The organism is Microcoleus sp. LAD1_D5 (assembly GCF_036702115.1).
Classification (GTDB): Bacteria; Cyanobacteriota; Cyanobacteriia; order Cyanobacteriales; family Microcoleaceae; genus Microcoleus.
This window is the reverse complement of the sequence record NZ_JAUBSA010000040.1, coordinates 1-26,172: the sequence shown is the minus strand read 5'-3', so window position 1 is coordinate 26,172 and position 26,172 is coordinate 1. Positions and strand designations below refer to the sequence as shown.

Annotated in this window: 15 protein-coding genes, 1 pseudogene and 1 riboswitch; of the genes and pseudogenes, 6 read left to right on the top strand and 10 right to left on the bottom strand. The window is 47.7% G+C overall.

The window, feature by feature from the left end; genetic code table 11:
• Nucleotides 1-77: 77 nt before the first annotated feature.
• Nucleotides 78-7,784, top strand: coding sequence for a DUF4347 domain-containing protein (locus tag QUA70_RS17360; RefSeq protein ID WP_333410515.1), 7,707 nt, complete (start codon nt 78-80; stop codon nt 7,782-7,784).
• Nucleotides 7,785-8,065: 281 nt separating this feature from the next.
• Here QUA70_RS17360 and dprA read toward each other — a convergent pair whose 3' ends face one another.
• From dprA to QUA70_RS17345, 3 genes are all read right to left on the bottom strand, one after another.
• Nucleotides 8,066-9,217 (bottom strand): DNA-processing protein DprA, encoded by a 1,152-nt coding sequence (gene dprA, locus QUA70_RS17355; RefSeq protein WP_333326881.1) that lies wholly within the window; start codon nt 9,215-9,217, stop codon nt 8,066-8,068.
• A gap of 264 nt (nt 9,218-9,481) precedes the next feature.
• Nucleotides 9,482-10,165, bottom strand: a complete 684-nt coding sequence (locus QUA70_RS17350; RefSeq protein ID WP_333326879.1) for a YdcF family protein — start codon at nt 10,163-10,165, stop codon at nt 9,482-9,484.
• A 51-nt stretch (nt 10,166-10,216) separates the two neighbouring features.
• The gene (locus tag QUA70_RS17345) at nt 10,217-10,864 is read right to left on the bottom strand and encodes a DUF2301 domain-containing membrane protein (protein WP_333326877.1); all 648 of its coding nucleotides are present in this window, start codon (nt 10,862-10,864) and stop codon (nt 10,217-10,219) included.
• A gap of 80 nt (nt 10,865-10,944) precedes the next feature.
• Between QUA70_RS17345 and QUA70_RS17340 the strand changes: the two genes are divergently transcribed.
• Nucleotides 10,945-11,622 (top strand): calcium-binding protein, encoded by a 678-nt coding sequence (locus tag QUA70_RS17340; RefSeq protein ID WP_333348896.1) that lies wholly within the window; start codon nt 10,945-10,947, stop codon nt 11,620-11,622.
• 101 nt (nt 11,623-11,723) lie between these two features.
• On the opposite strand, the gene QUA70_RS17335 is transcribed toward QUA70_RS17340, so the two are convergent.
• Nucleotides 11,724-12,479 (bottom strand): DUF561 domain-containing protein, encoded by a 756-nt coding sequence (locus QUA70_RS17335; RefSeq protein WP_333326873.1) that lies wholly within the window; start codon nt 12,477-12,479, stop codon nt 11,724-11,726.
• 81 nt (nt 12,480-12,560) lie between these two features.
• Nucleotides 12,561-13,364, bottom strand: coding sequence for a creatininase family protein (locus QUA70_RS17330; protein WP_333326871.1), 804 nt, complete (start codon nt 13,362-13,364; stop codon nt 12,561-12,563).
• Between the two features lie 182 nt (nt 13,365-13,546).
• Here QUA70_RS17330 and QUA70_RS17325 point away from each other — a divergent pair, with 182 nt between their 5' ends.
• Entirely contained in the window at nt 13,547-18,898 is a 5,352-nt protein-coding gene (locus tag QUA70_RS17325; protein WP_333348898.1) for a PAS domain S-box protein, read from the top strand.
• 385 nt (nt 18,899-19,283) lie between these two features.
• On the opposite strand, the gene QUA70_RS17320 is transcribed toward QUA70_RS17325, so the two are convergent.
• Entirely contained in the window at nt 19,284-19,607 is a 324-nt protein-coding gene (locus QUA70_RS17320; protein WP_333326867.1) for a WGxxGxxG family protein, read from the bottom strand.
• Between the two features lie 322 nt (nt 19,608-19,929).
• Between QUA70_RS17320 and QUA70_RS17315 the strand changes: the two genes are divergently transcribed.
• Both QUA70_RS17315 and QUA70_RS17310 read left to right on the top strand, forming a co-directional pair.
• The gene (locus QUA70_RS17315; protein WP_333326865.1) at nt 19,930-20,574 is read left to right on the top strand and encodes a hypothetical protein; all 645 of its coding nucleotides are present in this window, start codon (nt 19,930-19,932) and stop codon (nt 20,572-20,574) included.
• Between the two features lie 20 nt (nt 20,575-20,594).
• Nucleotides 20,595-21,341, top strand: coding sequence for a pentapeptide repeat-containing protein (locus tag QUA70_RS17310; RefSeq protein ID WP_333326863.1), 747 nt, complete (start codon nt 20,595-20,597; stop codon nt 21,339-21,341).
• Nucleotides 21,342-21,519: 178 nt separating this feature from the next.
• On the opposite strand, the gene QUA70_RS17305 is transcribed toward QUA70_RS17310, so the two are convergent.
• Nucleotides 21,520-22,047: a hypothetical protein gene (locus tag QUA70_RS17305; protein ID WP_333326861.1), complete on the bottom strand. Its 528-nt coding sequence runs from the start codon at nt 22,045-22,047 to the stop codon at nt 21,520-21,522.
• 84 nt (nt 22,048-22,131) lie between these two features.
• Between QUA70_RS17305 and pyrE the strand changes: the two genes are divergently transcribed.
• On the top strand, nt 22,132-22,707 hold the full coding sequence (pyrE, locus tag QUA70_RS17300; RefSeq protein WP_333348900.1) for an orotate phosphoribosyltransferase: 576 nt from the start codon (nt 22,132-22,134) through the stop codon (nt 22,705-22,707).
• Nucleotides 22,708-22,965: 258 nt separating this feature from the next.
• Here pyrE and QUA70_RS17295 read toward each other — a convergent pair whose 3' ends face one another.
• The 3 genes and pseudogenes from QUA70_RS17295 to QUA70_RS17285 all read right to left on the bottom strand — a co-directional run.
• Nucleotides 22,966-23,559 carry a Uma2 family endonuclease gene (locus tag QUA70_RS17295; RefSeq protein WP_333326857.1) on the bottom strand — a complete coding sequence of 198 codons (594 nt, stop codon included), beginning with the start codon at nt 23,557-23,559 and terminating at the stop codon, nt 22,966-22,968.
• A 158-nt stretch (nt 23,560-23,717) separates the two neighbouring features.
• On the bottom strand, nt 23,718-25,091 hold the full coding sequence (gene thiC / locus QUA70_RS17290; RefSeq protein ID WP_333102218.1) for a phosphomethylpyrimidine synthase ThiC: 1,374 nt from the start codon (nt 25,089-25,091) through the stop codon (nt 23,718-23,720).
• A gap of 7 nt (nt 25,092-25,098) precedes the next feature.
• A riboswitch (TPP riboswitch) is annotated at nt 25,099-25,195 on the bottom strand.
• A 154-nt stretch (nt 25,196-25,349) separates the two neighbouring features.
• Nucleotides 25,350-25,991: pseudogene (locus QUA70_RS17285) on the bottom strand (Uma2 family endonuclease); the annotation flags it as partial.
• Nucleotides 25,992-26,172: the final 181 nt, after the last annotated feature.

Below are 26,172 nucleotides of genomic sequence, written 5' to 3'. Positions count from 1 at the left end.
ACCTTCAGAAAGTGTTTCGGACGCAAGTCGCGAAACAGGGGAATCATTGTCTTTTTTTAGCTATTAGTAGGTGCAGTATGCCAAATTTAAATAATCAAGTTTCACCAAGTGTGATCGCCTTTATCGACACTCAAGTTGAAAATTATCAAAGTTTGATTGCCGGGGTAAAACCGGGTACGGAAGTAGTCGTTTTGGATGGGAACCGGGATGCGATCGACCAAATTACTGATATTTTAGCTCTTCGTACCAATATTGACAGCATTCACATTGTTTCTCACGGTGCTCCCGGCAGCTTGCAACTGGGCGACAGTAGCTTGAGTTTAGATGATATAGAGTGCGATCGGGATTCTCTACAGCAATGGTTTTCGCCACAAACCGACTCAAGGAGCAAAAATCGACCTAATATCCTGCTGTACGGGTGCTCAGTAGCAGCAGGCGAGACAGGAAAAGCATTTGTCAAACGCTTGAGTGAGTTAACTGGGGCTAGTGTTGCCGCTTCCCAAAACCTCACGGGAAGTGTAGCAAAGGGCGGCGACTGGGAACTGGAAGTCAGAACCGGGAAAATTGAAACGCCGCTGGTATTTGAACTCGAAGTGTTAGCGGGTTACGAGTATGTTTTGAATAGTTTTGGTGCTGCGACTAATTTTGGCGCGGGGTCAAGTCCCAAAGGTATTAATGTAGGGGATTTCAACGCTGATACCTTCCCCGACTTGGTAGTGACAAACCAGAATGACGACAACATTTCCATTTTGTTAGGGAATGGCACAGGGGGTTTTGGCACGGCTACCAACTTTGTCGTAGGTTCAAGTCCGCTTTACGTCACATCGGGACTATTTAACGATGACAACTTCCCCGACTTAGCAGTAGTAAATAGTAGTAATATCTCAATTCTGTTAGCAAATGGTACTGGTGGCTTCTATTTAGGTAATGATTTCAATGTGGGTAATACTCCCCTTTCAATAGCTGTCGGGAACTTTAACACCGACACTTTCCTCGATTTAGCAGTGGTAAACGCTAATCCTCAAGGTGCTTCTGGTAGCGTCTCAATTTTGTTGGGAAATGGTGCTGGCAGCTTTGGGGCTGCCACTAATTTCAATGTTGGTGCGATTCCTGGTTCCGTTGTTGTAGGCAACTTTAACGCTGACAGTTTCCCAGACTTAGCCGTTGCCAACGGCCTCTCTAATAATGTCTCAATTCTGTTAGGAAATGGCACGGGGGGATTTGGTGCAGCTACTAACTTTGGGGTTGAGCAAGGTCCAAATTCGATCGCCACTGGGGACTTTAACGGAGACACTTACCTCGACTTGGCCACAGCTAATGGCAGCTCTAACAGTGTCTCAATTCTATTGGGAAATGGCACTGGTGGCTTTGGCCCGGCCACTACTGTTAACGCGGGGGCAGAGCTGCAAGGCATTGTTGTGAAAGACTTTAGCGGAGATGGCAGACTTGACTTAGCAGTAACAGGAACCAGCGGCGCTGCAATTTTAGTAGGCAACGGCAATGGCGGTTTTAGTGCACCCATTAACTTTGCTGCGGGGACAAGTCCAACGTCCATTATTGCCGGCAACTTTAATGCTGATACTCTCCCGGATTTGGCAGTAACGAACAACGGTTCAGGTAACATTTCGGTGCTGCTGAATACACCCACTACGGTATCCTTCGTTCCTCCCCAAATAGGTAACACTTACAACGTCACTGAAGGCACGACTGACACACTAATTGATGTCCCGGTTACTATCAGCGGTGGCACTCCCTTAAGTGATGTAACTGTACCAATTGTCATCGACTCCAGTAGCACAGCTACTCAAGATGCAGACTACACTCTTTCAACTACATCCCTTACTTTCTCTGCCGGCACTACTACTCTCACCCAGAATATTGCAGTAACTATTAAAGCTGACAATATCGTTGACAGTAACGAACAAATAGTTCTCAATTTGGGTGCGATTACAGGCGGTGTTGTTGGCGGTACGAGTCAAGCGAAAGTGGCTATATTGGATAGGAATAGTTCTTACTCAATTGTTGCCGACAATCCCACTATTACCGAAGGCAATTCCGGCCAAACTCCTGCGACATTTACTATTACTCGCAGCGGTAGCACGGAACTTTGGAGTACCGTAGATTATGCCATTACCGGCACTGCGACCAACGGCACTGATTACAACAATATCGGCGGGAGTTCTGGGGCAACGGCTGCCACTGGAAAAATTAGTTTTGCTGCGGGGGAAACATCCAAGACTGTTACTTTGGATGTGGTGGGAGATGGCAATATAGAACCGGATGAAACTGTTGCCATTACTTTATCAAATTCAGTTTCACCGGGTGGCGCACCGACTATTGCGACGGCTACCGCTACGGCTACTATCAAAAATGATGACACTGCCGGCATCACTGTCACTCCAAAGGCAATATCAACAACAGAAGTTGGCGGTAAGGCAGAATTTACAGTCAAATTAAACGCTGCACCAACAGCTAACGTTACCATCGATTTGAGTGGTTTCAATCTAGCAGAGGGAACAGTTTCGACTAATAGCTTAACTTTCACTCCCACTAACTACAGTGAACAAACAATAACGGTAACTGGCGTTGACGATGTGGTAGCTGATGGCGCTCAAGTTTACAAAATTGTCACGGCTGCTGCTCTGACTACCGATGTTAATTACAATAACCTCGATCCTGATGATGTCACCGTCACCAACAGTGACAATGAAACTCCGGGAATTACGGTAAATCCGACGGCAGGATTAACTACTGGTGAAGATGGCAGCACTGCTAACTTTACTGTGGTTCTGAATACTCAGCCGACTGCTGATGTGACTATCGGTTTGAGCAATGACAATGTTGCAGAGGGAACAGTTTCGGCTAATAGCTTAACTTTCACTCCGGCTAACTGGAATACACCGCAGCCCGTGACAGTAACAGGGGTTAATGATAGCATTGCTGACGGCAATATTGACTACAAAATTGTCACGGCTGCTGCTGTTAGTACAGATGCGAATTACAGCAACCGAGACGTAGCGGATGTTAGCCTTAGCAATCAGGATAATGATACCGCTGGTATTTCTATTACTCCCACAACAACTGCTACAGAAGGCGGCGCGGCGGGCAGCTATGAGATCAAGTTAACGTCACAGCCGATCGCTCCTGTTACCATTAACTTTAATGCCGGAAGTGAAATAAATGCGATCGCCCCTGTGATCTTTGACAGCACGAATTGGAATGTTGCCCAAACAGTCACAGTCACCGCTACCGACGATAGCAAAGCCGAAGGTACGCACAGCGGGACGATCGCTCACACTGTTACCAGTACCGACACTAAGTATAGCGGCACGGCAATTCAGGATGTAAATGTAGCTATTACCGACAACGACACAGTAGGTGTCAGCATTTCTGCGACGAACACAACTGCTACAGAAGGCGGGGCGGATGGCAGTTATACAGTCAAACTCAACAGCCAGCCGAATGCCTCAGTAACTATCACTCTCACAACAGGTGAGCAGATTCAGGCGATCGCCCCTGTGAATTTCACTCCCCTTAATTGGGATAGTGTTCAAACCGTTACCGTGAAAGCTGTTGATGATACGGTTGTCGAAGGCGCGCACAGCGGTACTATCACTCACAGTGTGAGCGGTGGTGATGCTAAGTATAATGTGGTTGTGGTTCCAGGGGTGACAGTGGCGATTACGGATAACGATGTAGCGCCACCGCCGCCGACTCCGACGCCGACACCGACAACTGGTACGCCGACACCGACAACTGGTACTCCGACGCCGACACCGACAACTGGTACTCCGACGCCGACACCGACAACTGGTACTCCGACGCCGACACCGACAACTGGTACTCCGACGCCGACACCGACAACTGATACTCCCACGCCGACACCGACAACTGGTACTCCGACGCCGACACCAACAACTGGTACTCCGACGCCGACACCGACAACTGGTACTCCGACGCCGACAACTGGTACTCCGACGCCGACACCGACAACTGGTACTCCGACGCCGACGCCGACAACTGGTACTCCCACGCCGACAACTGGTACTCCCACGCCGACACCGACAACTGGCACTCCGACGCCAACGCCAACAACTGGCACTCCGACGCCAACACCACCGACACCTGGTGGCACCATCGACACACAGAAGAATTGGTGCGGCGTAGAAGCTGGATTGGATAAACTTGAGAAAATTCTTGACGACCAATTACAGGCAGTTAACCTACCCATTGTCGGCCCGCTCAAAAACATTTCCCCAGATTTTATTGGCAACTTCAAGACTAAGTTAATCGATACGATTAAAAATCAGGGAAATCAAAGTCTGAGTCAGTTAGAAAGTAGCCTCCGCACTGCACTTGGATCGACTTTCAATGTTGCTCTAACTGGGACTTCTAGTGCTGATGAAAGTACCTTGCTAATTACTCTTGGCAAGCAATATCAGTTTCCCGATATCAATCTCTCTAAAAACTTAGGAGTGCCGGCATTAAGCTTAGATGTAGATGGAAAAGCCAAATCAAAATACAACTTCAACTTGTCCCTGGGAGTTGGTGTTAGTAAAGATTTTGGCTGCTACATAGATACTGACCAAACTAAGTTAACCGCCAACCTTGACTTGAGCCTAAATGACCAATTCAAGGCAAAAGGCAACTTAGGTTTTTTCCAAGTTGACTTGGCAAACGATGCCAAAAACCCGACTAAAGTCGATGCCAACCTTGAAGTCAAGCTCAATGACTTAGACAATCTGGGTGGCCCGAATGATGGAGCTCGCCTCACCTTGCCAGAACTGCAAGGTAACTATCAGTTTAAAGACTTATTCAATGCCAACTTAACGAGCAATGCTAATCTCGGTCTCACAGCAAAAACCAGCATCAACGGCAATGCTGCATTCCCCTCGTATAACTTCGACTTAGCAGTTAATTGGCCCATCCTAAATTACGCTAACGGTCAATTAACCGGACCGCAAAAACCCACCGTTGCATTTAACAATATGCAACTTGATTTGGGGACATTTGTCAATAATTTTGCCAAACCAATTGTCGGTAAAATTTCTGATGTAATTAAACCATTTCGACCCGTTATTAACTTTCTGAATTCCGACACTAAGTTACTGTCTAAACTAGGTATAGCAGGGCCGTTTGATAAAAATGGGGATGGCAAAGTCAGCGTACTAGAACTGGCAGCAAAAATCTCTGGGCGCGATATCGATACTCGCTTTTTAGATGCGGTTGCCAAGGTTGATAAAGTTGTTGATTTGGCAAACCAAATAGCAAACTCTCCCGATAAAATCGACTTTGGTTCCTACACTCTGGGGAATATAGATGTTGCCGATCAAAGTGCTAACCTTCAGAATGCTTCCCCGATCCCAACGACTGCTGTACAGCAAACAGCCAACCAACAAATTAACTCCAAAACAAGCGGCAAGGTCAAGGAGTTCTTAAATGCCTTAAAAGATATTGATGGCTTTGATATCCCACTCTTGACCAAACCGGAAACCGCGATTCAATTGCTGATAGGTAAACCGGATGTTCCGGTATTCACCTATCAGATGCCCAAACTGGGATTTGACTTTAATCTTCGGCAAGATTTTCCGATTTTTGGGCCACTCAAAGGTTTACTTGAAGGCAAGTTTAGTGCTTCAGCTCATCTAGGATTTGGGTACGATACCTACGGATTAGACCAGTGGAAAAAGTCTAATTTTGCTGCGGACTCTGCTAGCAAAGTTTTGGATGGATTTTATGTGAGCGATCGCGAAAATGCTGACGGTACAGGGTCAGATGTTGACGAACTCAGTCTTGACGCTAGTATTGCCGTGGGTGCAGGGATAGATGTTGGCATTGCCGAGGGCTATGTCAAAGGTGGAATTCAAGGAAAAGTCGGCATTGACTTAATAGATATCGGAGAATTCCAACCGAAACAAGGTGGCGACGGCAAAATCCGAACATCGGAAATTACTTCCCGCATCAGCAAACCCTCGGAACTGTTTGATGTAACAGGACAAGTTAATGCTTTCTTGGGTGCTCAAGTTAAGTCCATTTCAGTCAAATTCTGTGATAAAAGTTTCAAAGTATTTGGGAAGCGCTTCAGTATATCTTATCCTTGTGGATTAGATTACAAAACAGTCTACGATAATAACTTTGCCACATTTGAGTTAGCTAAGTTTAGTTTGGGGCCGAGTTCTAGCACTAGGGGTAGAGCAATTAACGGTTACATGGCCGGGGCGACAGTCTTCTTCGATGCCAACTTTAATGGAGTTCAGGATGACAACGAACCGTTCTCAATTACTAACGCAGATGGCAGCTTTGACTTAGATGTCTCTCTTGACCAATTCGACAAAAATAACAGCGGCGACCTCGAACCGGATGAAGGCAAAATTGTACTCATAGATGGCATCAATACCTCTACTTATTTGCCGCAGCAAACCCCCCTATTTGCCACACCAGATGCTACAGTAGTTACTCCGTTAACTACCCTATTGACCGAGTTAATCGAGCAAGGTACTGACCCTAATCAGGCGCAAATTCAGGTAAAATCGGCACTGGGAGTGTCGTCAGCAATTGACTTGACTAGCTACGACCCGCTAGAGGCAATTACTCAAAACGACCCGAACGGTTTGGCGGTTTATGCAGCACACGCTCAGGTGCAAAATACCATTGTTTTAGTCACAGATTTAATTAGCGGTGCTTCAAATACCGCGAAAGATGAGATTGCCTCTAGCGTAATTTCTACCGTTGCCAATCAAATTCAATCTGGCACTCTCGACTTAAGCAATTCCACACAAGTGCAAGCGATTATTGAATCGGCAACGAGTCAACTGCAAGTACCGCAACTCTCTAGTATTGCTTCGGATGCTGCCCAAATTATTGCCGAGGGAAATCAGCGAATTAGTGATCTCGTATCCAGCAATTCCTCGCCCTCAGATGCCGCGACAGAAATCGCCCGCATCCAAAAAGTCGCACAAGGAGAATTAGCCCAAGATTTACTGCAAGTCGCAGCCGGAAATAAAACGATTCAGTCGGCGATTTCCGAAAATACTGGTGCATCTCTAACTACCAAAATTCAGTCGGCGACAGCTAACAATCCAACAGTCCGCAATACTTTAGATACAGATGACTCCAGTACACCATCTACACCCGAAGAACCTTTCCCAGAAAGCGGTATAGAATTCGTTAAAGATGGGGAAAATACTACCGAAAGCACAGATGGCGATGATACCATTATGGGAAGTGCTAGCGATGATATATTGCGCGGTAAAAAAGGCAATGACTTGCTCTTTGGCCTTGATGGCAATGATTGGATGAATGGCAATCAGGGGAACGACTTAACAGATGGTGGAATTGGTGACGATACTCTCTACGGCGGAAAGGGTTTTGATACCTTGACAGGAGGCGCCGGCAATGACTTCCTTTCTGGCAATCGAGGTGAAGATATCCTGATTGGTGAAAAGGGCGACGATACCCTCTACGGCGGTCAAGGCAATGATATTCTGCTAGGAGGTCAGGGTAACGATTTCCTCAGTGGCGATTTGGGCGATGATACCTTAGTAGGGGATGTAGGGAGCGATCGCTTCTTATTATCTACCAATTCTGGTATTGATACTATTGCTGACTTTGAAGTCGGTCAAGACTTGTTAGTATTGGGTAACGGGTTGAGTTTCTCGCAATTGGCAATTGCTCAAGATAGCGGTTCGACTTTAATCCGGTTTGCACAAACTGGGGAGATTTTAGCTTCTCTGGCCGGAGTTTCGGCTAGCAGTATTAGTGCTGCTAATTTCGGATTGATTTAAAGGTTCGTAATGAGGACTAAAGTCCTTATTATTCTTCAGTCTCTTAGATACGGACTTCGTTTGTCTCTATTCGGTTTCAACCGCTGACTATCAAGGCCTTGATCCCTCCTAACCCCCCTTAAAAAGGGGAGTAGGGGGTGGGACAAGAATCTTCTCAAAGTCAACCCCTACTCCCCTTCTTAAGGGGGATTTAGGGGGATCTGGCCTCGGCGGTAAACGAGAGATAAAGAGGGTTTTAGACTTAAGTTGACACCAATAGCCTAAACCGTATTACTTACAAATCAGCACCGCTGATATCGCATTCCCGGTAACTGCGAAACTAATCCCAACAATTCCAACTGCAAAAGTATACTAGAAACTGCTCCTGCTTCTAATCCAGACGCTTCTACAATTGTATCAAAAGAAATCGGCCCAGATACGATCGCACTTAACACCTTAGCCAATTCCGGCTCCAACGGCGGCCCTTGCTTTTCAACCGTCGGATTTGGGGGAAATAGCGACAACTGCTCGGCTCTATCCAATTTTGGCATAGCTCCGAGCATTTCCAACAACCTGTCTTCGCTTAAGAGTCGATCGCTACTCGGCAGAATCGGATGAGCACCTTTACTCAGCAACTCCAAACACCCAAACGAACGCTCATCATCCAATCTTGCCGTCAAAACATACACATCCCGGCAAAAATCATTCGCTTGATAAGCAGTAATTAACGCCCCCGATTTGTGCGGAGCTTCTATCACTATTGTAGCCCGGCTTAACCCAGCAATTATGCGATTTCGGCGCGGAAAATTAGTTCTATTCGGTTGAGTGCCGGCCGGATATTCGCTAATTACCAATCCCTGCTGCAAAATGCGATCGCACAACCTCTCATTTTGTTTAGGATATACAATATCTACTCCCGTCCCCACCACTGCAAAAGTCCTTCCTCCCGCCTCCAAACAGCCTGTATGAGCCTCTGTATCAATGCCTGCAGCCAATCCCGAAACCACCGTAAAACCGCTTCTAGCTAAAGCCGTACTAATTTTGCGAGTCCACCTTCTGCCGTATTCCGAAGGGCTACGAGTACCAACCATTGCCACCGTCGGCGTAATTCCTTGATTCTCTTTGCGATCGACATTACCACGATAATACAACACTGGTGGCGGATTGGGAATTTCCAATAATAAGCGGGGATAATCTGGATCTGCCGGCGTCCAAAAACAGGGATTTTTTATAAGATGTTTTTCGATAAATTCTTCAGGATTGAGTTTAGTGCGTTCTTGCACAACGGTTTCAATTATCTGCTTGCCGAACCCTTCGATTCGGATCAAATCTACTGATTTTGCCGCCCAAGCTTCTGCCAAACTATTGAAATGTTGGTGCAATCTTTGCAATAAAATTGGCCCGATACCGTTAATCTGCGACCATGCTAACCAGTAAGCGCGTTCTTCTACCAACGAGTTGCCCTCAACTTATCTGAGAATAATTTTATCATTTTTGGTTAAATTATAGTAAGGAAACGGCAGTGCCGTTTCCTGTATTTCTTGGGTAGGGAAACGGCGCTGCCGTTTCCTGTATTTCCACAGATGCCCGGGTAGGGAAACGGCACTGCCGTGTCCTATATTTCCACAGATTTAAAACTGCTATATAAATGTTTTTTTACGAACCACGAAGGCGCTAAGAACGCGAAGGGAATTAAGAGGGAGGTTGACAATTACTGGCTAAGCTTTCCAATCAACGAAACGGGCATAAATATAAGCAATAATTTCTCCGATTACTGTCCGAAAACCTTCGCTCGATTTCCACCATTCTTGTGGGTTGTAATCTTGGGTTTCCGCCGCAATAATCCCGACTTTAATTTCAGGATTCAGCACTTCTTTAAATACAATCCAACTTCTGCGGGCGTGAGGGCCAAAAGAATAAAGATTAATTGACTCAACTTTTAGGGCAGAAGCAGCCAGCCAATCTCGAAGGGCGATCGCAGAAGCAGCCGTGCGGTGTTTGACAACACTCGCTGCTGGTACAGCTACTACTTTGTTTTTATCAAATCCTAGCGCAATACAAGTCGCGGCAGTCAGTTCGGCATAATTTTTATATTCAGCGAGATAGTAGCCTTTACTTAAAGGAACTCCTGTGGTAATTAATTGGCGGTATTCACCTTTTTTGAATTCAGCGATCGCACTTTCGATCGCATAATCCGGCAACCAGCCTTCGACAACCAATATATCGGCTTTAATCGGCGCATTTACCGCCAAAAATGGATGGATATTTGTGATAATTAAGAGCATTGCAATTATTAATCCCATCAGAGCAATTACCCAACCTTCTCTGGTAATTGCCCACATTTCTCGGCGGCGCATTAGACTTATTTTGATTTTGAGTTTTCGCAGTCTGGCAAAATTCATACAGCAGATATTTAAGGAAGAAGGAAGAAAGCTCTTCTTCCTTCTTCTATGCTATTGGTGTTTCAGATACTCAAAAACGCTTTTATCCCCGATATCCTGCGGCATGGGTTGAAAAAACTTACGCACAGCAAATATGATAAACAAAGCGGCCCAAATAGCCAGCAAAAATTGTTCATTTTCCGCTGACAAAAAACCGAAAATATGTCCTAAAAGTAAGAGAGGAACTCCCGGAGTCAAAAATTTGGTTTCTAGGCGGTTGAAGCAGAAAGCTTCTTTAAAATAAATGCCATTTAAGGCGGCAAAAGTAAAGCCAATTCCCCACAACGTGGCTGGATGTTCGTACACTGTTAAAGCTAAGGGTTCGCTGCTTTGTACAGCGACAAACAGTGCTGCCGCGCCGCCGATCGCCCAAAACGCCTGTAGTGTTCGGTGTAGCGCAATCATGTAAATGTGAATAGTTGCCAAGCTGACGCCTAAAGCTATCCAGAAACAAGCAAAAATAGGTGTTACAGCTTGGATTGCAATCGGGTTGTCGCCCTGTTGCAACACCAGAGTAGTGCCGATCGCAAAACACAGCGCCGCCACCCCCAATCCAGCGCGGTAAATCAACACTCCCGTGCGATCGTTTTGAGTAATCGTAAACTCGCCAAATTGTCCTTGATAGACTGGCGATTCATCAGGCGATTTCAGTAGTTGCATTACACCTTCCTCCTATTAGACACGAATGTACTTCTGCCAAGATATACTTTATTGATAAACCGATCCAGCGAGACCGAGCGATGCCTAAATTTAACAAGCCTAAACTTAACCAGCCTAAAGTTAACAAGTCTAAAGTTAACAAACCTAAATTGGACGATCGCCCCGATCAAAGCAAATCCCTTCCTTCACAATCCGAACTTCCTCCAGTTCAGCTTGATGAAACCATTGTAGCAGGCAGAAGACCGAAACCGATCAACGACTTTCAGCACCTGCTGGAGGAATTATCCGAATTGAGATCGGGGTTCGATCCAGAAATGTTAGCGCATATCGACAAAAATCTCCCATTTAATACCAAGCAATTTGAAACTAAAATCAGCAAAATTTTGGGTTCTAAAAATATTGATGGTACTCTGAAAAATTCATTCAAATATCTAGAGTACATCAAGCAAAATATTCAACTTCCCTGCCACGTTACCGGCATAGAAGAGTTTGAATGGGAGGAAGAATATACAATGGGTTATGGCAGCAAAAAAGAATATGCAAGACTCAAAAAAACTCAACCTTCTTATACTGATAGATTCACAATTAATCGGTTAGATGATTTTGTGATTCAGGAAGAAGGCATATTTGTGGAAGTGCAGCGCGTCGGCGATCGCCAAAAGTTTATGTTGCCTTTATTCGAGTTAGAATCAGTTGATGCAAGTTCCCCAAACAATCAGTTACTAGATGATTATGCTGTGTGGTTTGTCAATTATTAAGGAAGTCGGGGAAGAGGGAGAGACGGGCAGAATGGGGAGAGGGAAAAAAGCTTCACGCTTGATTTATTCCCTCAACATCTATCCCTTACCGAACTTCTTAATTAAATTGAAGCCGCAAAGTGCGATCGCGAAACCAAAGCCAAAGCTTCAACCAAACTGCGAACAGCCGCGATCATCGCCACTTCGCTATTAAGTTGACTGACAGCAGAACCGACACCCACACCCGCAGCACCGGCTCCAATAGCGAGGGGTGCGGTGACGCTGGAGATGCCGGAAGCGCAGAGTACGGGGACTGATAAGGCACGGGAAATTTCAAAGGCTGCGGCCAAAGTAGGCGCTGCTTTTTCAATTAATCCCAATGTGCCAGCGTGAATTGGTTGGGAGCTGGTGCCACCTTCGGTTTGGATGATGTTAGCGCCAGCATTGACTAATTCAATTGCTAATTGCACTTGTTTGTCGAGTGCCAAAATGTGGGGAACTGTCACAGAAAGGGTGATGTTTGGAAATAGCGATCGAGTTTCGCGAGTCAACTCCAAAACTTCCTCAGCTTCAAAGCGGCGGCCTACTGCGTAGAAAGCATCAAAGTTACCTATTTCAATCAAATCAGCGCCAGCTTCTAGTGCAGGCACAAACTTTTCCGGTTCCACAGCAGATACACAAATTGGCAAATTTGTCAACTGTTTTGCCATCAATACCAAATCTCGATCGGCAGCAATATCGACAAAAGAAGCACCGCCGAGATCCGCTGCTTTGACGACAGCCGCAACGTTCGCGGCATCAAAATTATTTAAACCGCTGATAATTTTCAGGGCGCGACCTTGCTCAAAAGCGCGCTGCAATTTAGAATTTACACTCATCGTTAGTTTTCCAACTCAAAAAATTTCTTAGACTCATTTTGACACGGATTAGAACAAATTTTGATTTTTAATTCTTAATTTTTAATTACTTCCCGGCTGTCGAAATTTGTAAACATCTTTGATAACTTGTGCCCAGCCGTCAGAGAGAGATTCCAGAATCCGAGATCCTTTTTCTTTCGTCGCCGCCGTCGCATCGCCCAACACACCACTTTCAGTCAACTCTCGCGTCAGCCAAGCAAAAGGCAAATTGCCTTCCATACTCAGCAAACTGTCGATCGGCAAATTTTTCGGATATTCAGTAACAGCCAGTTCCATTTTCACCTGCGACGGCAAAATTGCCAACATCAAACTCGTTTCTGCATCACCCGCGTGAATCCCAAACTCCAACTCCTTAGCGGTTAATAATTCAGCAGCCACATTCTGAACCCGCCAAACAAACAGCGGAAAAACCGAAAAATCCTGATATTTTTGATGAATATCCCGCGCCGCAATTTCCATCACCTGCGGCTGTCCGCCGTGACCATTCATTAACACTAATTTCCGAAATCCAGCCTGATAAATACTGTCAGCAATTTCGCCGATTACTGCTAAAAGTGTCTGAGCAGTGAGCATAATTGTACCGGGAAAATGGCAGTGTTCGTTCGACTTGCCATAGTACAAAGGCGGCAAAGCGTAGGCGGGAATATTTGCGTCTAACTTGGCCAGCGCTTTGCCTGTCACCGCCGCGCTAATTGCCGCATCTACAATTAAAGGCAAATGAGGGCCGTGTTGTTCGATCGCACCTAACGGCTGAATTATAACTGTATTTTCCTTATCCACCATAGACTGAATTTCTGTCCAAGTTAGATATGGAAAAAAGCGCGATTCTGGAATAAAATTGTGCATAAGGTGGCGATAAGAGTAAAATCAACCAAGGCAATCAACTAGCCTGAAAACTAAAAAGTAATTCCAAAGATAGATACCTAATTCTGTCTCTCGGTAGATGCTATAATTTATAGCGGATGATTTAATAGGGCGCTGATATACGCTCGCCAGCTCAGACCGAAAGACGTAGAGACGACTAATTGATGGAAGCTTGGCAAACCCCACAAACTAATTTAACCGACATTCCGATCGCCGAGGAACTGTCGCGCCGCATCCCTCGATCGCACGATTGCAAAGCAGAAAACCGAGCGCTGCAAACGCTGGCTCGACAATTGGCAACCTCACCCCACACGCTGCTCAAAACACTGGTTGCGATCACTAAAGATTTGTGCGGCGCAGGAAGTGTCGGAGTCTGCTTACTAGAAGAAAATGCCAGTTCCGACCAAATATTTCGGTGGGTGGCATTGGCGGGCGCGTGGGAAGCCGCAGAAGATACAAACACACCCCGCAAATTGCGTTTGTCGGGAGCAGGTCTCGATCGCCAAACTCCCCAGCTTTACTTCGCTCCCGAACAATATTTTACCGACTTGCAACAGCTAGAATTGCCGATCGCCGAAGCGTTAGTCGTTCCGGTGCAAGCAGAAAATCAATCGCTGGGGGCAATATGGATTGTATCTCACGATGCCGATCGCCAATTCGATGCCGAAGACTTGCGGATCGCGATCGCCCTAGCAGACTTTGCCATTGTCGCCGTACAAATTGATCGCGCCGAGCGAACCAAAGAAGCCCTGCGAGAAAGCGAAGAACGCTGGCAGCTAGCCTTGCAGGCAAACAATGACGGCATTTGGGATCACAACCTGCAAACAAATTGCCATTTCCTGAGCGATCGCGGTTTAGAGATTTTGGAACGTCGGCCGGAAGAAGTCAAGGACTTCAGCCAATATTTGAGCTACATTCATCCCGATGATTTGGAGAGAATGCAAAGCAATTGGCAGCAGCACTTGGATCGAGAAACCTCACATTACTGCTGCGAGTACCGCATTCGCTGTTCCGACGGGCGCTACAAATGGATTTTAGCCAGAGGGCGAGCAATTTGGGACGAATCAGGCAATCCCGTGCGGGCCGTGGGCTCCCTCACAGATATCACCGATCGCAAACAAACTGAAATTGCCTTAAAACAAAGCGAAGAACGTTTGAGCGTCGCCATCGAAGGCTCAGGCATGGCAACCTGGGATTTTGACGTGCGAACAAGTCGAGTAATTTGGTCGGCGACCCATTTCAGCATTTTGGGCTGCGAACCAGTACCGGACGGGGAAGCAAGCGTGGCTGTGTGGGAAAACCGCGTGCATCCAGACGACTTAAAGCAAGTCCTGCAGGCAGCGGAAACAGCTCGGCAAACACGATCGCTCTACTCCCCCGAATACCGCATCATCCGGGCCGACAACGGAGAAATCCGCTGGTTGAGAGCGTTCGGGCGCTATCTCTACGACACCGCAGGCGAAGCAGTGCGGTTTATCGGAGTATTATTTGATGCTACCGATCGCAAAATGGCCGAACTCGCCCTGCACAAGAGCGAGCAAACGGGGCGCCGTCAACTTCTAGAGATAGAGTGGCTCTACCAAACCACTCCCGTGGGTTTGGCAGTTTTAGACACAGATTTGCGGTACGTGCGGATCAACCAGCGGTTGGCCCAAACGAACGGCTTGCCCGTCGAAATGCACATCGGCCGCACCGTGCGCGAAATTGTCCCCGACTTGGCAGACACAGCCGAACCTTTGTTGCGCCACCTTCTCGAAACCGGAGAACCGAAGCGGAATTTAGAAATCAGCGGTGAAACCAAAGCTCAACCCGGTGTTGTTCGCACTTGGCTCCAGAATTGGTTGCCGCTCAAAGACACGGGCGGGGAGATTGTCGGAATTAATGTCGTGGTACAGGAAATTACCGATCGCAAAATGGCCGAACTCGCGTTGCAAGAAAGCAACAACCGCTTTCAGTTAGCTACAAGGGCGATCGACGGCATAGTGTTTGAGTGGGATTTGGCAGCAAACTCAGTTTACCGTTCCGAGGGACTGTCCTCGATCGTCGGTGTCCGCCCCGAGGACGCACCCACAACACCAGAGTGGTGGAGAGAACGCATCCATCCCGTGGATTTGGCGCGCATCCAAGCCGGGGCGGCATCAATATTAACTGCTGAGCGCTACGAAGACGAGTACCGAGTCCGGCACGAAGACGGGCGCTGGATCGATGTTTGGGAACGCGGCTGTTTGATCCGCAACGAGCAAGGTGAAGTGACCAAAATAGTCGGCTTCACCAGCAACATTACCCAGCGAAAACAAGCAGAAGCAGCATTGCGAGATCGTGAAACCCACCTGCAGTTGATTTTCGACAGCGCCAAAGACTACGCCATCTTCACCATGGACACCGACGGACACGTTACCAGTTGGAACGCAGGCGCCCAGAGATTGCTGGGCTATACCCAAGCTGAAATCGTCGGGCAGCACGGACGAATCATCTTCACCCCAGAAGACTCAGCAGCCAGAATGCCGGAAGCAGAAATGCACAGCGCCCTGACTCAGGGAAAAGGAGAAAACGAGCGCTGGCACCTCCGCAAAGACGGCAGCCGCTTGTGGGGCAGCGGGCTGGTGATGCCCCTGCGCGACGCAGCCGGCGAGGTGCAAGGTTTCCTGAAAATCCTGCAGGACAAAACCGAGCGCCGGCAAATAGAAGAAGCACTGCGGCAAAGCGAAAATCTCTACCGCACCCTCGCCGATGGTCTCCCGGAATTAATGTGGATCAACACCGCCGACGGCAGGTTAGAGTTTTGCAACCAACACTGGAAAAGCTACACCGGCCTGATGCCAGAATTGCCGATGCCTGCGCCGGTGCTGCAATTATTTCATCCTGATGATCTGCCAACAGTTGTCGGCACGCGCACTCCTGCGATTGAAGCAGGGGAAGCCTACGAATTCGAGTGTCGGGTACGCAGGTTTGATGGTAATTACCGCTGGCATCTAGCGCGACTTGTGCCCGTCAAAAACAGGGGGGGAAAGGTTGTGCAATGGGCTGGTATCGGCATTGATATTGACGATCGCAAACGAGCAGAAGAAAGCTTAGCAGAAAGCGACCGCCGCTTTCGCTTCCTGGCTGAGTCACTGCCCCACATGATTTGGAACGTAGACTCCGGCGGGGAAATTCGCTTTACCAATCAACAAAAGTGGTCGGAATATCTGGGAATGTCTTACGAGGAAGCCGCTCAAAACAATTGGGAATCCCTAGTCCCGCCCTCGGATTTGGCAGAATCTTGGGCCCGCTGGGAAGAATGTCTAATCACTGGAGAAGTTTATCAACTTGAGCTGCGCCTGCGGCGGGCAGCAGACCAAATGGAACGCTGGCATTTGTCCCGCGCTCTGCCAATTCGCGACGCAGGAGGCCAGATTGTCGAGTGGATCGGCACAAACACCGATATTCACGATCGCAAACAAGCCCAACTCAACGAGCAGTTTCTCTCTGATCTCGAAATCCGCTTGCGCCAGGGCTCCAACCCCGCAGAAATGTTGGGCGAAGCCATGAACAGTCTGGGAGAATATTTAAAGGTCGATCGCTGCATCTGGCACGAAATTGATGTAGAAGCCGATCAGGCAATTGTTCACCAAGACTGGCACCAGCCCGACCTTGCCAGCGCCGTCGGCACCTATCAAATCTCAGACTTTAAGACGCAAGAACTGAAAGCCCTGTCTATGGCAGGTCAAATACTTGTCATCTCAGATATCGCTAATTACCCCCATACAGCGCATTTATTCGATAACTACAGTGCCGTTTGTATTCGTGCTTTGGTCGATGTTCCCTGCCTTCAGGAAGGGCGCTGGGTGGCTCTTTTGCTGGTGACATCAAAGGTGGTTCGGCACTGGCGACCGGATGAAGTTTGGCTGATGCAAGAAGTGGTGGCTCGCCTCTGGACGGTGATCCTGCACGCGGGAGCCCTGCATGAGCTGCACGAAAGCGAGGCTCGGTTCCGCGCTCTAGCTGACAACATCGCTCAGTTGGCCTGGATGACAGATGCTACTGGGGGGATTTTCTGGTATAACCAGCGCTGGTTTGACTACACGGGCACCACCCTAGAAGAAATGCAGGGCTGGGGCTGGCAAAAGGTGCACCACCCGGAACACCTCGATCGCGTTGTCGAAAAATTTAGGCGCTGCATTGAAACAGGGGAACTCTGGGAAGATACTTTCCCCTTGCGCGGCAAAGACGGATCGTACCGCTGGTTTCTCTCCCGCGCCGTGGCGATTCGCGACGATCGAGGCAAGGTGCTGCGCTGGTGTGGCACCAACACTGACATTACCGATCGAAAAGTTGCAGAAGTGGAACGGGAACGCCTTCTAGCGCGGGAAAAGGCAGCGCGGGAAGAAGCGGAACAGGCTAACCGCGTCAAAGACGAATTTTTGGCTGTTTTGTCCCACGAATTGCGGACTCCCTTAAACCCGATTATGGGCTGGGCGAAGCTCCTTCAATCGAACATTCTGACACCCCAAAAGCAGCGTTACGCCTTAGAGACGATCGAGCGCAACGCCAAACTGCAAACCCAGCTTATCGAAGATTTGCTCGACGTGTCGGGGATTCTGCAAGGTAAGGTCAGCTTGAATATTCTACCTGTGGATTTAGCTGAGGTGATCGGCGCTGCCATTGAAACGGTGCGTCTGGCGGCCCAAGTCAAGTCGATTCAAATCAGCACTCAATTTGCACCGAATCTCGGCTCGGTTTTGGGCGATGCGGGCAGACTTCAGCAGGTAGTCTGGAATTTGCTGTCAAATGCCGTCAAGTTCACCCCGCCGGGAGGCAAAATCGCAGTTGTTCTCCATCGGGTTGACAGGAACGCCCAAATTACTGTAACTGATACTGGAAAAGGTATCGAACCTGATTTTCTGCCCTATGTCTTCGACTACTTCCGGCAAGCTGACAGCACGATGACGCGCAAGTTTGGCGGATTGGGTTTAGGATTGGCGATCGTCCGCCATCTCGTCGAACTCCACGGCGGCACCGTGAAATCCGACAGTCCCGGCGAAGGAAAAGGTGCAACCTTGACCGTCTGGATACCCCTGATGCCCGTGCAATCTCAGACAAGTCTTGCAGCAACTGCGCCGCCGGAGCAATCCTTCGATTTGAGTGGTATCAGGGTGTTAGCGGTGGATGATGATGCCGATGCGCGAGATTTGGTGGTTTTTCTGCTTGAGGATTGTGGGGCAAGTGTTACAGCAGTTGCTAACGCCGCCGATGCCTTGGCTGTTTTAACCCAGTCTGTGCCGGATTTGCTGTTGAGCGATATTGGAATGCCCGATACCGACGGTTATATGTTGATGCGACAGGTTCGGGCTCTGGCGCCCCACAAAGGGGGACTGGTTCCGGCGATCGCCCTCACCGCTTATGCTGGAGAAATTAACTATCAGCAGGCCCTGGCTGCGGGGTTCCAGCGGCACCTTTCTAAGCCTTTAGATCCTGACAAGTTGGTGCAGGCGATTTTGGATTTGCTCGATCGTTCTGGGGGAAACATTTTTTAAGGTCTTTTTGTGTCTGAAAACTCTTTATTTAACGAACCGCGAAGACGCTAAGAACGCGAAGGAATAAAGGAAGAAGAAAAAAAGAAGTTAAGAATCTCAAGTCCGGTATTATCTGAGATATTGCACCCTTCTCAATCAGCGTTTTATTGACGGGCTAGGAGCAACGGCCCACCAGAAAATTCACTCTTTGTGGCACAGGGCGGAAAGCCTGTTCATGAAAATGGTGCAATATATCAGATGTAACCAATTTTATCGTGGTTCGATCGCGCATCTTCTCAAACAAAAAAACCCCACCGATGGAGGTTTTTTGATCATTATTGGTGCTGATCGGACAGGTTAAAACATCCTGTCCCTGCATCATGCCCACAGCCCTAAGACTCGATTCTTAGCGGTAGTCGGTGCGAACGGCGGGGTCACGATCGCCTGTTGTAGTTGTGTAACGGACATTTTCTTCGCGTTTTTTGGGTATCAAGCCCAACAAACCAGACAAGCCGAGCAATCCCAACCATCCCCAATCAAAATCGCGATCGGTCTCAGCATTGTAGACATCGGAGCGAGGAGTGGTGGTGGTTGTAGTGTTGTTAGTACCGCCAGTTGTACCGCCAGTTGTATCTGTCTGAGCTGAAGCAGGCAGATGAGCTGGTGCTATGGCTAAACCAGCAGCTATAATACCTGCACCGATTGCTTTGGATAAATCAGAACGTTTCATAATTCAAATGCTCTCTGTTGGCTAAAATCTTTAACTATCACAACTATATCGATTGGCTTTTAAAGTTAAATCCACCTCTAGCAGTAAAGATTGTTATGTTCCACGTATAACTAGAGATTGATATCAAATTTTTAGCAGGCGCACAAAATTAAAGATTGCTCGCGGAGGAACTCCGGCACTAGAAATCGCGGGTCTGACACCTCACTCGGTTGTGAGGCACTCCGGCACTCTCGACAACAGACAAGGTGTTGTTGACAAAAACAGGTAAACTCAGATATTGCACAGACAACAGTTGGAACTCGATCGACGGAGATCAAAACTTTTGGGTATAGAGTTACGCAGCTACGTATTTCTAGACAACTTGCAGCCGCAGCACGCAGCATACATCGGCACAATCGCCGCCGGATTCTTGCCGCTGCCGGGGGATGCGTCGCTGTGGATAGAAATCTCGCCCGGTATAGAAATTAACCGAATTACCGATGTCGCCCTCAAATCTGCCTCCGTGCGCCCAGGAGTGCAGATAGTCGAACGCTTGTACGGCCTTCTGGAAGTACACTCAAGTCAGCAGGGGGAAACCCGGGCCGCAGGCAAAGCAATTCTAGAATTCATCGGAGTCCGCAGAGAAGAAGGTATCAAACCGCGAGTCATTTCCAGTCAAATTATTCGCAACATTGACCCCCACCAAACACAATTAATCAACCGCACCCGCCGCGGACAGTTGCTGCTGGCGGGACAAACGCTTTACGTCTTAGAAGTAGAACCGGCAGCCTATGCAGCGCTGGCGGCTAATGAAGCAGAAAAAGGCGCATCTATTAACATCTTAGAGGTTCAAGCTGTAGGCAGTTTCGGACGGCTTTACCTCGGCGGCGCAGAACGAGATATTATAGCAGGTTCCCAGGCAGCAATTGCGGCGGTGGAAAACGTGACGGGTCGAGAAAATCCAGCAATTTTTGGCCGCAAGGAATAGCCGTTAAAGGAGATGTAATTATGGCAAACGCACAGCATTTAGCGCTGTTAAAAAAAGGTGCAGTTACTTGGATTGAATGGAGAAGTCTCAACCCAAATCTAGAACCGGATCTGGGCGAAGCTAACCTCCCCGAAGCAAATCTCAGAGGTGCTGATCTTTGGCGGTCTAACCTTTTTAAAGCAGACTTATTTAAGGCTAAATTAATTGCGGCAAACCTCGCTGAATGTAATCTTAGTTTAGCAAATCTTGCCGGAGCACAATTGCTCGAAGCTAATTTAATTAAAGCTAATTTAACTGGAACAAACCTCCGAGCTGCCGACATGAAGGGAGCTGATTTAAGCGGCGCTAATTTAATTGGGGCTGACCTCACCGCTGCCAATCTCCAACAAACCGATTTCGGAGATGCGAATTTAATCGGTGCGGTGATGTCGAGAGTTAATGCGATGGCCGCAAACTTCAACGGTGCTAATCTCAGTCAAGCCAATCTCACTCAAGCTGATTTGATTGAAGCACATTGCTATGCAGCTAATTTCTCTAAAGCTAACCTCGGTGAATCTCACTTCACTGGAGCATATCTTTTCCGGGCAAATCTCTGTTTTGCAGAGTTGAGCGCTGCCGATTTTCGGTGGGCAAACCTCGGCAAAGCTGATTTGAGAGGGGCGAATTTGACCCGGGCCAATCTCAGAGGAGCGAACTTGGCGGGAGCTAATCTGGGTGAAGCTTTTTTGAAAGGAACAATCATGCCTGACGGCAGCATTGTTTCATAAATATTGGATAATATTTAGTCCTGTAAAATAACCCCAATAGTTACAAAAATCCTATGGCGCGTTTACCGAAAGGATTGCCAAAAAGTAAATTTTTGGGGCGGGTTGAGACTTTCTCTCTAATACAAATCCGAGATGAGAGTAAACCCGCCGCGGCTCAAAACTCGCAACTGTCGATCGATTAATTTTTGCCAGGGGGCGATACTTGATAAAGTCCTCTAACGGGCCCTGGATCAGTCTGTGAACCTTCCTGCTGTGTTGGAAGTGTAAACTGATCTTGGAGTCCGCCGGGAGTAGCGAAACAGCCGCTTGGTTGAGGTGCTAGCTGGCAAGCTGCAGGCAGTGCCATGACTGAGGCATCGAACGGATTGACGGCATCTGGGACGCGGAGAATCGGATCGCTGGAAACTTGCCGCTGCATGACTCGTCGGTAGAAGCCGTTGACGCGACTGGCATCCCTCTCAATTTCTTTTTCGGGAAAGGCAACGACGCCGCTGGGGGAACCTATGCCTAAATAGTCGCCAAAGTAACCTTGCAAGCTGACGTTGTGGTAAAAGTCTCCTGAAGCTTCAAAGAATTGTCGGTTGAAGTCGTCGGCAATCGGGTGAAATCGCTCTGTTTGTGCTTGAGCTGGTTTGACGGATGCCATTGCGGCAGAGGCGACAGCGAGAATCAACGCGCCGCTCAGGCTTTTTAACTTTTGACTCATATATTTGGGCCTCCTTAATTAATTCCGATTCCAATATAAACTGATTATCGACGGATTATTTGTGTTTTTTACACGGTGTGAGTTATGAATGCTGCGGATTTAAAGGTGTTGCGCGATCGACTTCTAGATTTGTTGTGCGAGTTTGCCTATCGCGAAGGCGATTTTGTGCTGTCTTCGGGGCAGAAAAGTTCTTATTACATTAACTGCAAACCGGTGACTCTGCACGCTGAAGGTGCTTTGGCAACGGGACGTTTGCTGTTGTCGATGCTGTCGTCGGACGTGCAAGCTGTGGGCGGTTTGACTTTGGGCGCTGACCCGATGGTAACTGCTGTGAGTGTGGTTTCGGCTCTAGAAGGTCGATCGATTCCGGCGCTAATTGTCAGAAAGGAGACGAAGGGACACGGGACAATGGCGTATATTGAGGGGCCGCTGTTGCCCGATGGGACGAATGTGGCGGTTTTGGAGGATGTGGTGACGACGGGTAAGTCGGCGATGCAAGCGGTGGAACGGTTGCGGGCCGCTGGTTATAAAGTCGATCGCATTTTGTCGCTGATTGACAGAGAGCAAGGTGGTGCGGAGTTTTATCGCTCTGTTGGATTGGACTTTGAAACAGTTTTTACGATTAACGATCTTAAGGAATGGATTAGTAGCAAGAAATAGCAGTTTGTGCGATTTCCCTCGTTACCAGGTTCTACCTGGTAACGCAGATGCTTTCGCTCTGCCTCATGTTAAAAGTGGTGCAAGGTATCAATCTTAACCAGCCAGTTTCATGCTATGAAAACCATCCGTTTTATCTGGGCAATAGCGTCAGTATTAATGTAGTTAAAGCTGTTGCTCTAGAAGTTATTCATAATTGTTTATCCTCTGCAAAGCAAGTTCCTTTGAAAAATGCAGTTTAATCAGCATCAAGCAGCGAATTTATGGCTCTGGAGTTGAGGAAGTGCGATCGCCCGCACTCAATATCACATCCACACTGACTGTAAAATCAGGAAATGCGATCGGTGCAACCTCTTGACCAGGGTACAAGTTTAGTATTACACTATAACCGTTCAGCGTTGGCTGGCGGTAAACTTCCAAGCTGTTTTCCACTAAATTAACCAGCCAAACCTCTTGAATGAGCGATCGGGCATAAATAGGAATTTTGACATTTCTGTCATTATCCACTGTAGTGTCAGCTACCTCTACTAAAAGTAACACTTCTGAGGGAACTGGATGTGCTGTTTCGTAATCATCATCGCGAAATTGGAGCAATACCACATCAGGTTGCGGTTCAGTACGTTCGCTTAACTGAACAGGGTTTTGGACATCAACAATAACTCTATCTTCTGGTAATCGGTGAAAAAGTCGGTTAAGTCGTCTCACAGCAGTTGCGTGACGAGTTCCAATAGCAGCCATTTGAATAATTTCTCCTTCAATGAGTTCGACGCGCTCAGCTTCAGAAAGAATCGCTGTCTCACCCATTAAATGATATTCTTTCACCGTAAAAAGGCGTTTTTGAAGTTGAACGGACATCGCAATTCTCCTTTTCGGTAACTCCTTTTAATATAACCTTAAGTAAGGTGCGGCATCAGCACCCTAGTTTTGGGCGAGCAGGATGCCCGCCCCACAAAAAACGAAACAGCTTTACGATTAAGTAAGGTGCGCCATCAGCACCTTAAGAATTAATCCAATTAGCTTTGGGCTACAGGTTCCTTAGCCAAAAACTTCTCTAATTCCGTCAAAGCATCGGCATCAACCTTAGTCTGCATCGGACAGAACTTAGGCCCGCACATTGAACAGAATTCAGCAGTTTTGTAGATATCCGCCGGCAAAGTTTCGTCGTGATATTCCTTTGCGCGTTCTGGATCTAATGACAGCTCAAATTGACGGTTCCAATCGAAATTGTAACGCGCTTTCGAGAGTTCATCATCGCGATCGCGCGCACCCGGACGGCCCCGTGCAATATCTGCCGCGTGAGCCGCGATTTTGTAAGCAATCAGCCCGTTTCGGACATCCTCAGCATTCGGCAATCCTAAGTGTTCCTTCGGCGTCACGTAACAAAGCATTGCAGTACCGTACCAACCAGCCATCGCCGCCCCAATAGCTGAGGTAATGTGGTCGTATCCAGGTGCAATATCTGTCACCAACGGCCCCAAAACATAGAAGGGCGCTTCCGAACATTCCTCCATTTGTTTTTTGACATTAAACTCAATTTGATCCATCGGAACGTGACCGGGCCCTTCCACCATTACCTGCACGTCATGTTCCCAAGCTTTGCGAGTTAATTGTCCCAAAGTTTTGAGTTCAGCTAATTGAGCATCATCCGACGCATCGTGAGTGCAACCGGGGCGGAGGGAATCTCCCAAACTAAACGAAACATCGTATTTTTTGAAGATTTCAATGATGTCGTTAAAGTGAGTGTAGAGGGGATTTTGTTTGTGGTGATGCAGCATCCACCGCGCCAAAATGCCACCGCCGCGAGAGACGATTCCAGTTAGCCGATTTTTCACCAACGGCAAATGCTCAATCAAAATTCCGGCGTGAATAGTTTGGTAATCAACACCTTGTTGAGCGTGTTTGTCAATGATGTGAAGAAAGTCATTCGGCGTCAGACTTTCCATATTACCATGAACGCTTTCTAAAGCTTGGTAAATTGGTACAGTACCGATCGGCACCGGTGAAGCTTTGATAATTGTAGTGCGAATTTCATCCAAATTCCCGCCGCCGGTGGACAAGTCCATCACGGTATCAGCGCCGTATTTCACTGCTAGTTTAAGCTTGTCAACTTCTTCTTCCATATTGGAAGAGTTGGGAGATGCACCGATATTAGCATTGACTTTGCATTTAGAGGCAATGCCGATCGCCATCGGTTCCAAATTCGGGTGGTTGATGTTAGCGGGAATAATCATCCGTCCCCGCGCAACTTCGGCGCGGATAAGTTCTGGCGGGAGATTTTCTCGCTTAGCAACAAAGTGCATTTCCTCAGTAATTACACCTTGACGGGCGTAGTGCATTTGAGATACATTGCTTTGCCCCTGACGCTTAGCGATCCATTCGGTACGCATATTTAATTTCCTTGATAAACAGCTTCCCTCCGCTGGTATTACCCAGACTCAGGTTCTAAGGGTGTTTTCTCAGCCCGGATATTCGGGCACCCCTAGCTAAGCTGTTGATTGTATCACCGATTTCTGTGCGCCACGGCAGCAACTAAGGAAATCTTAATATTGAGAGATAGATGAGGGGAGCGATCGCCCTTTTGGGGCTTCTGATCTTTCTGCTGTTTAAAAAGTGCGATTGTACCCCATTTAACCCTCTAAAAACAATCACACCTCATCAGGATTAATCCCCATTTCGCGCAATTTTGCTGCTAGGCGATCGGCCCGTTGTTTTTCTTCTTCAGCGCGAAGGTGTTCTTCTCCAGCGCCAAGGCGTTCTCGTTCCGCCCGCAGGTTTTCTTGTTGAGCACGTTCCTCCCCAATTAACAACAAATTCCCTTCACTATCCCACCAATGCAACCAAGGCAAATTCATCTCATCATATTCACCTGGCCAAATTCCCAACTCAACTCCAAGCTGAGGAATCGGATAGTGACCTCGCTCATTTGCACTCATTAGCTGATAGCGATTATCCTCTAAATGATACATTTCTACAGCAGCTTTTTTCACTTCATAAATGCCGTAGTAAGGCACGCGAATCGCCTGTTCGTAAACCCAAAATTTGCCCACCTTTTGTTCTTCGGCTTGACCTGGTTCGGGCGGCGGCGTTTTATCTCGCTCTTCTGCACCATTCCCCGACACAAATTCCAGTACAATCACCGGTGCAACGTATTCTTTCCACAATACATAAGAACGTCGCACCTCACCATTTAATAGTGGGGGAACATTCGGCACATAAAACCAATCGGGCGCTTCGGCACCGCGTTCGAGAGGGTCAGTTAAACGCCAATAAATCCCGCAACCTCGTCCTGACTACTAAGTAAGTCGGTGGGAAAGTTTATAACAACTATGTAACAAAAAATTCAGTAACCAGCTCGGAGCTAAATTTAATGCGTATTGTAGGGTAGTTTCCTTTTTTTCCTCTAGCTTCTACCCCATTAATTACGGCATAAGCCAGCTCTAATTCATCCTCAAACATTTGTCCTGCCAG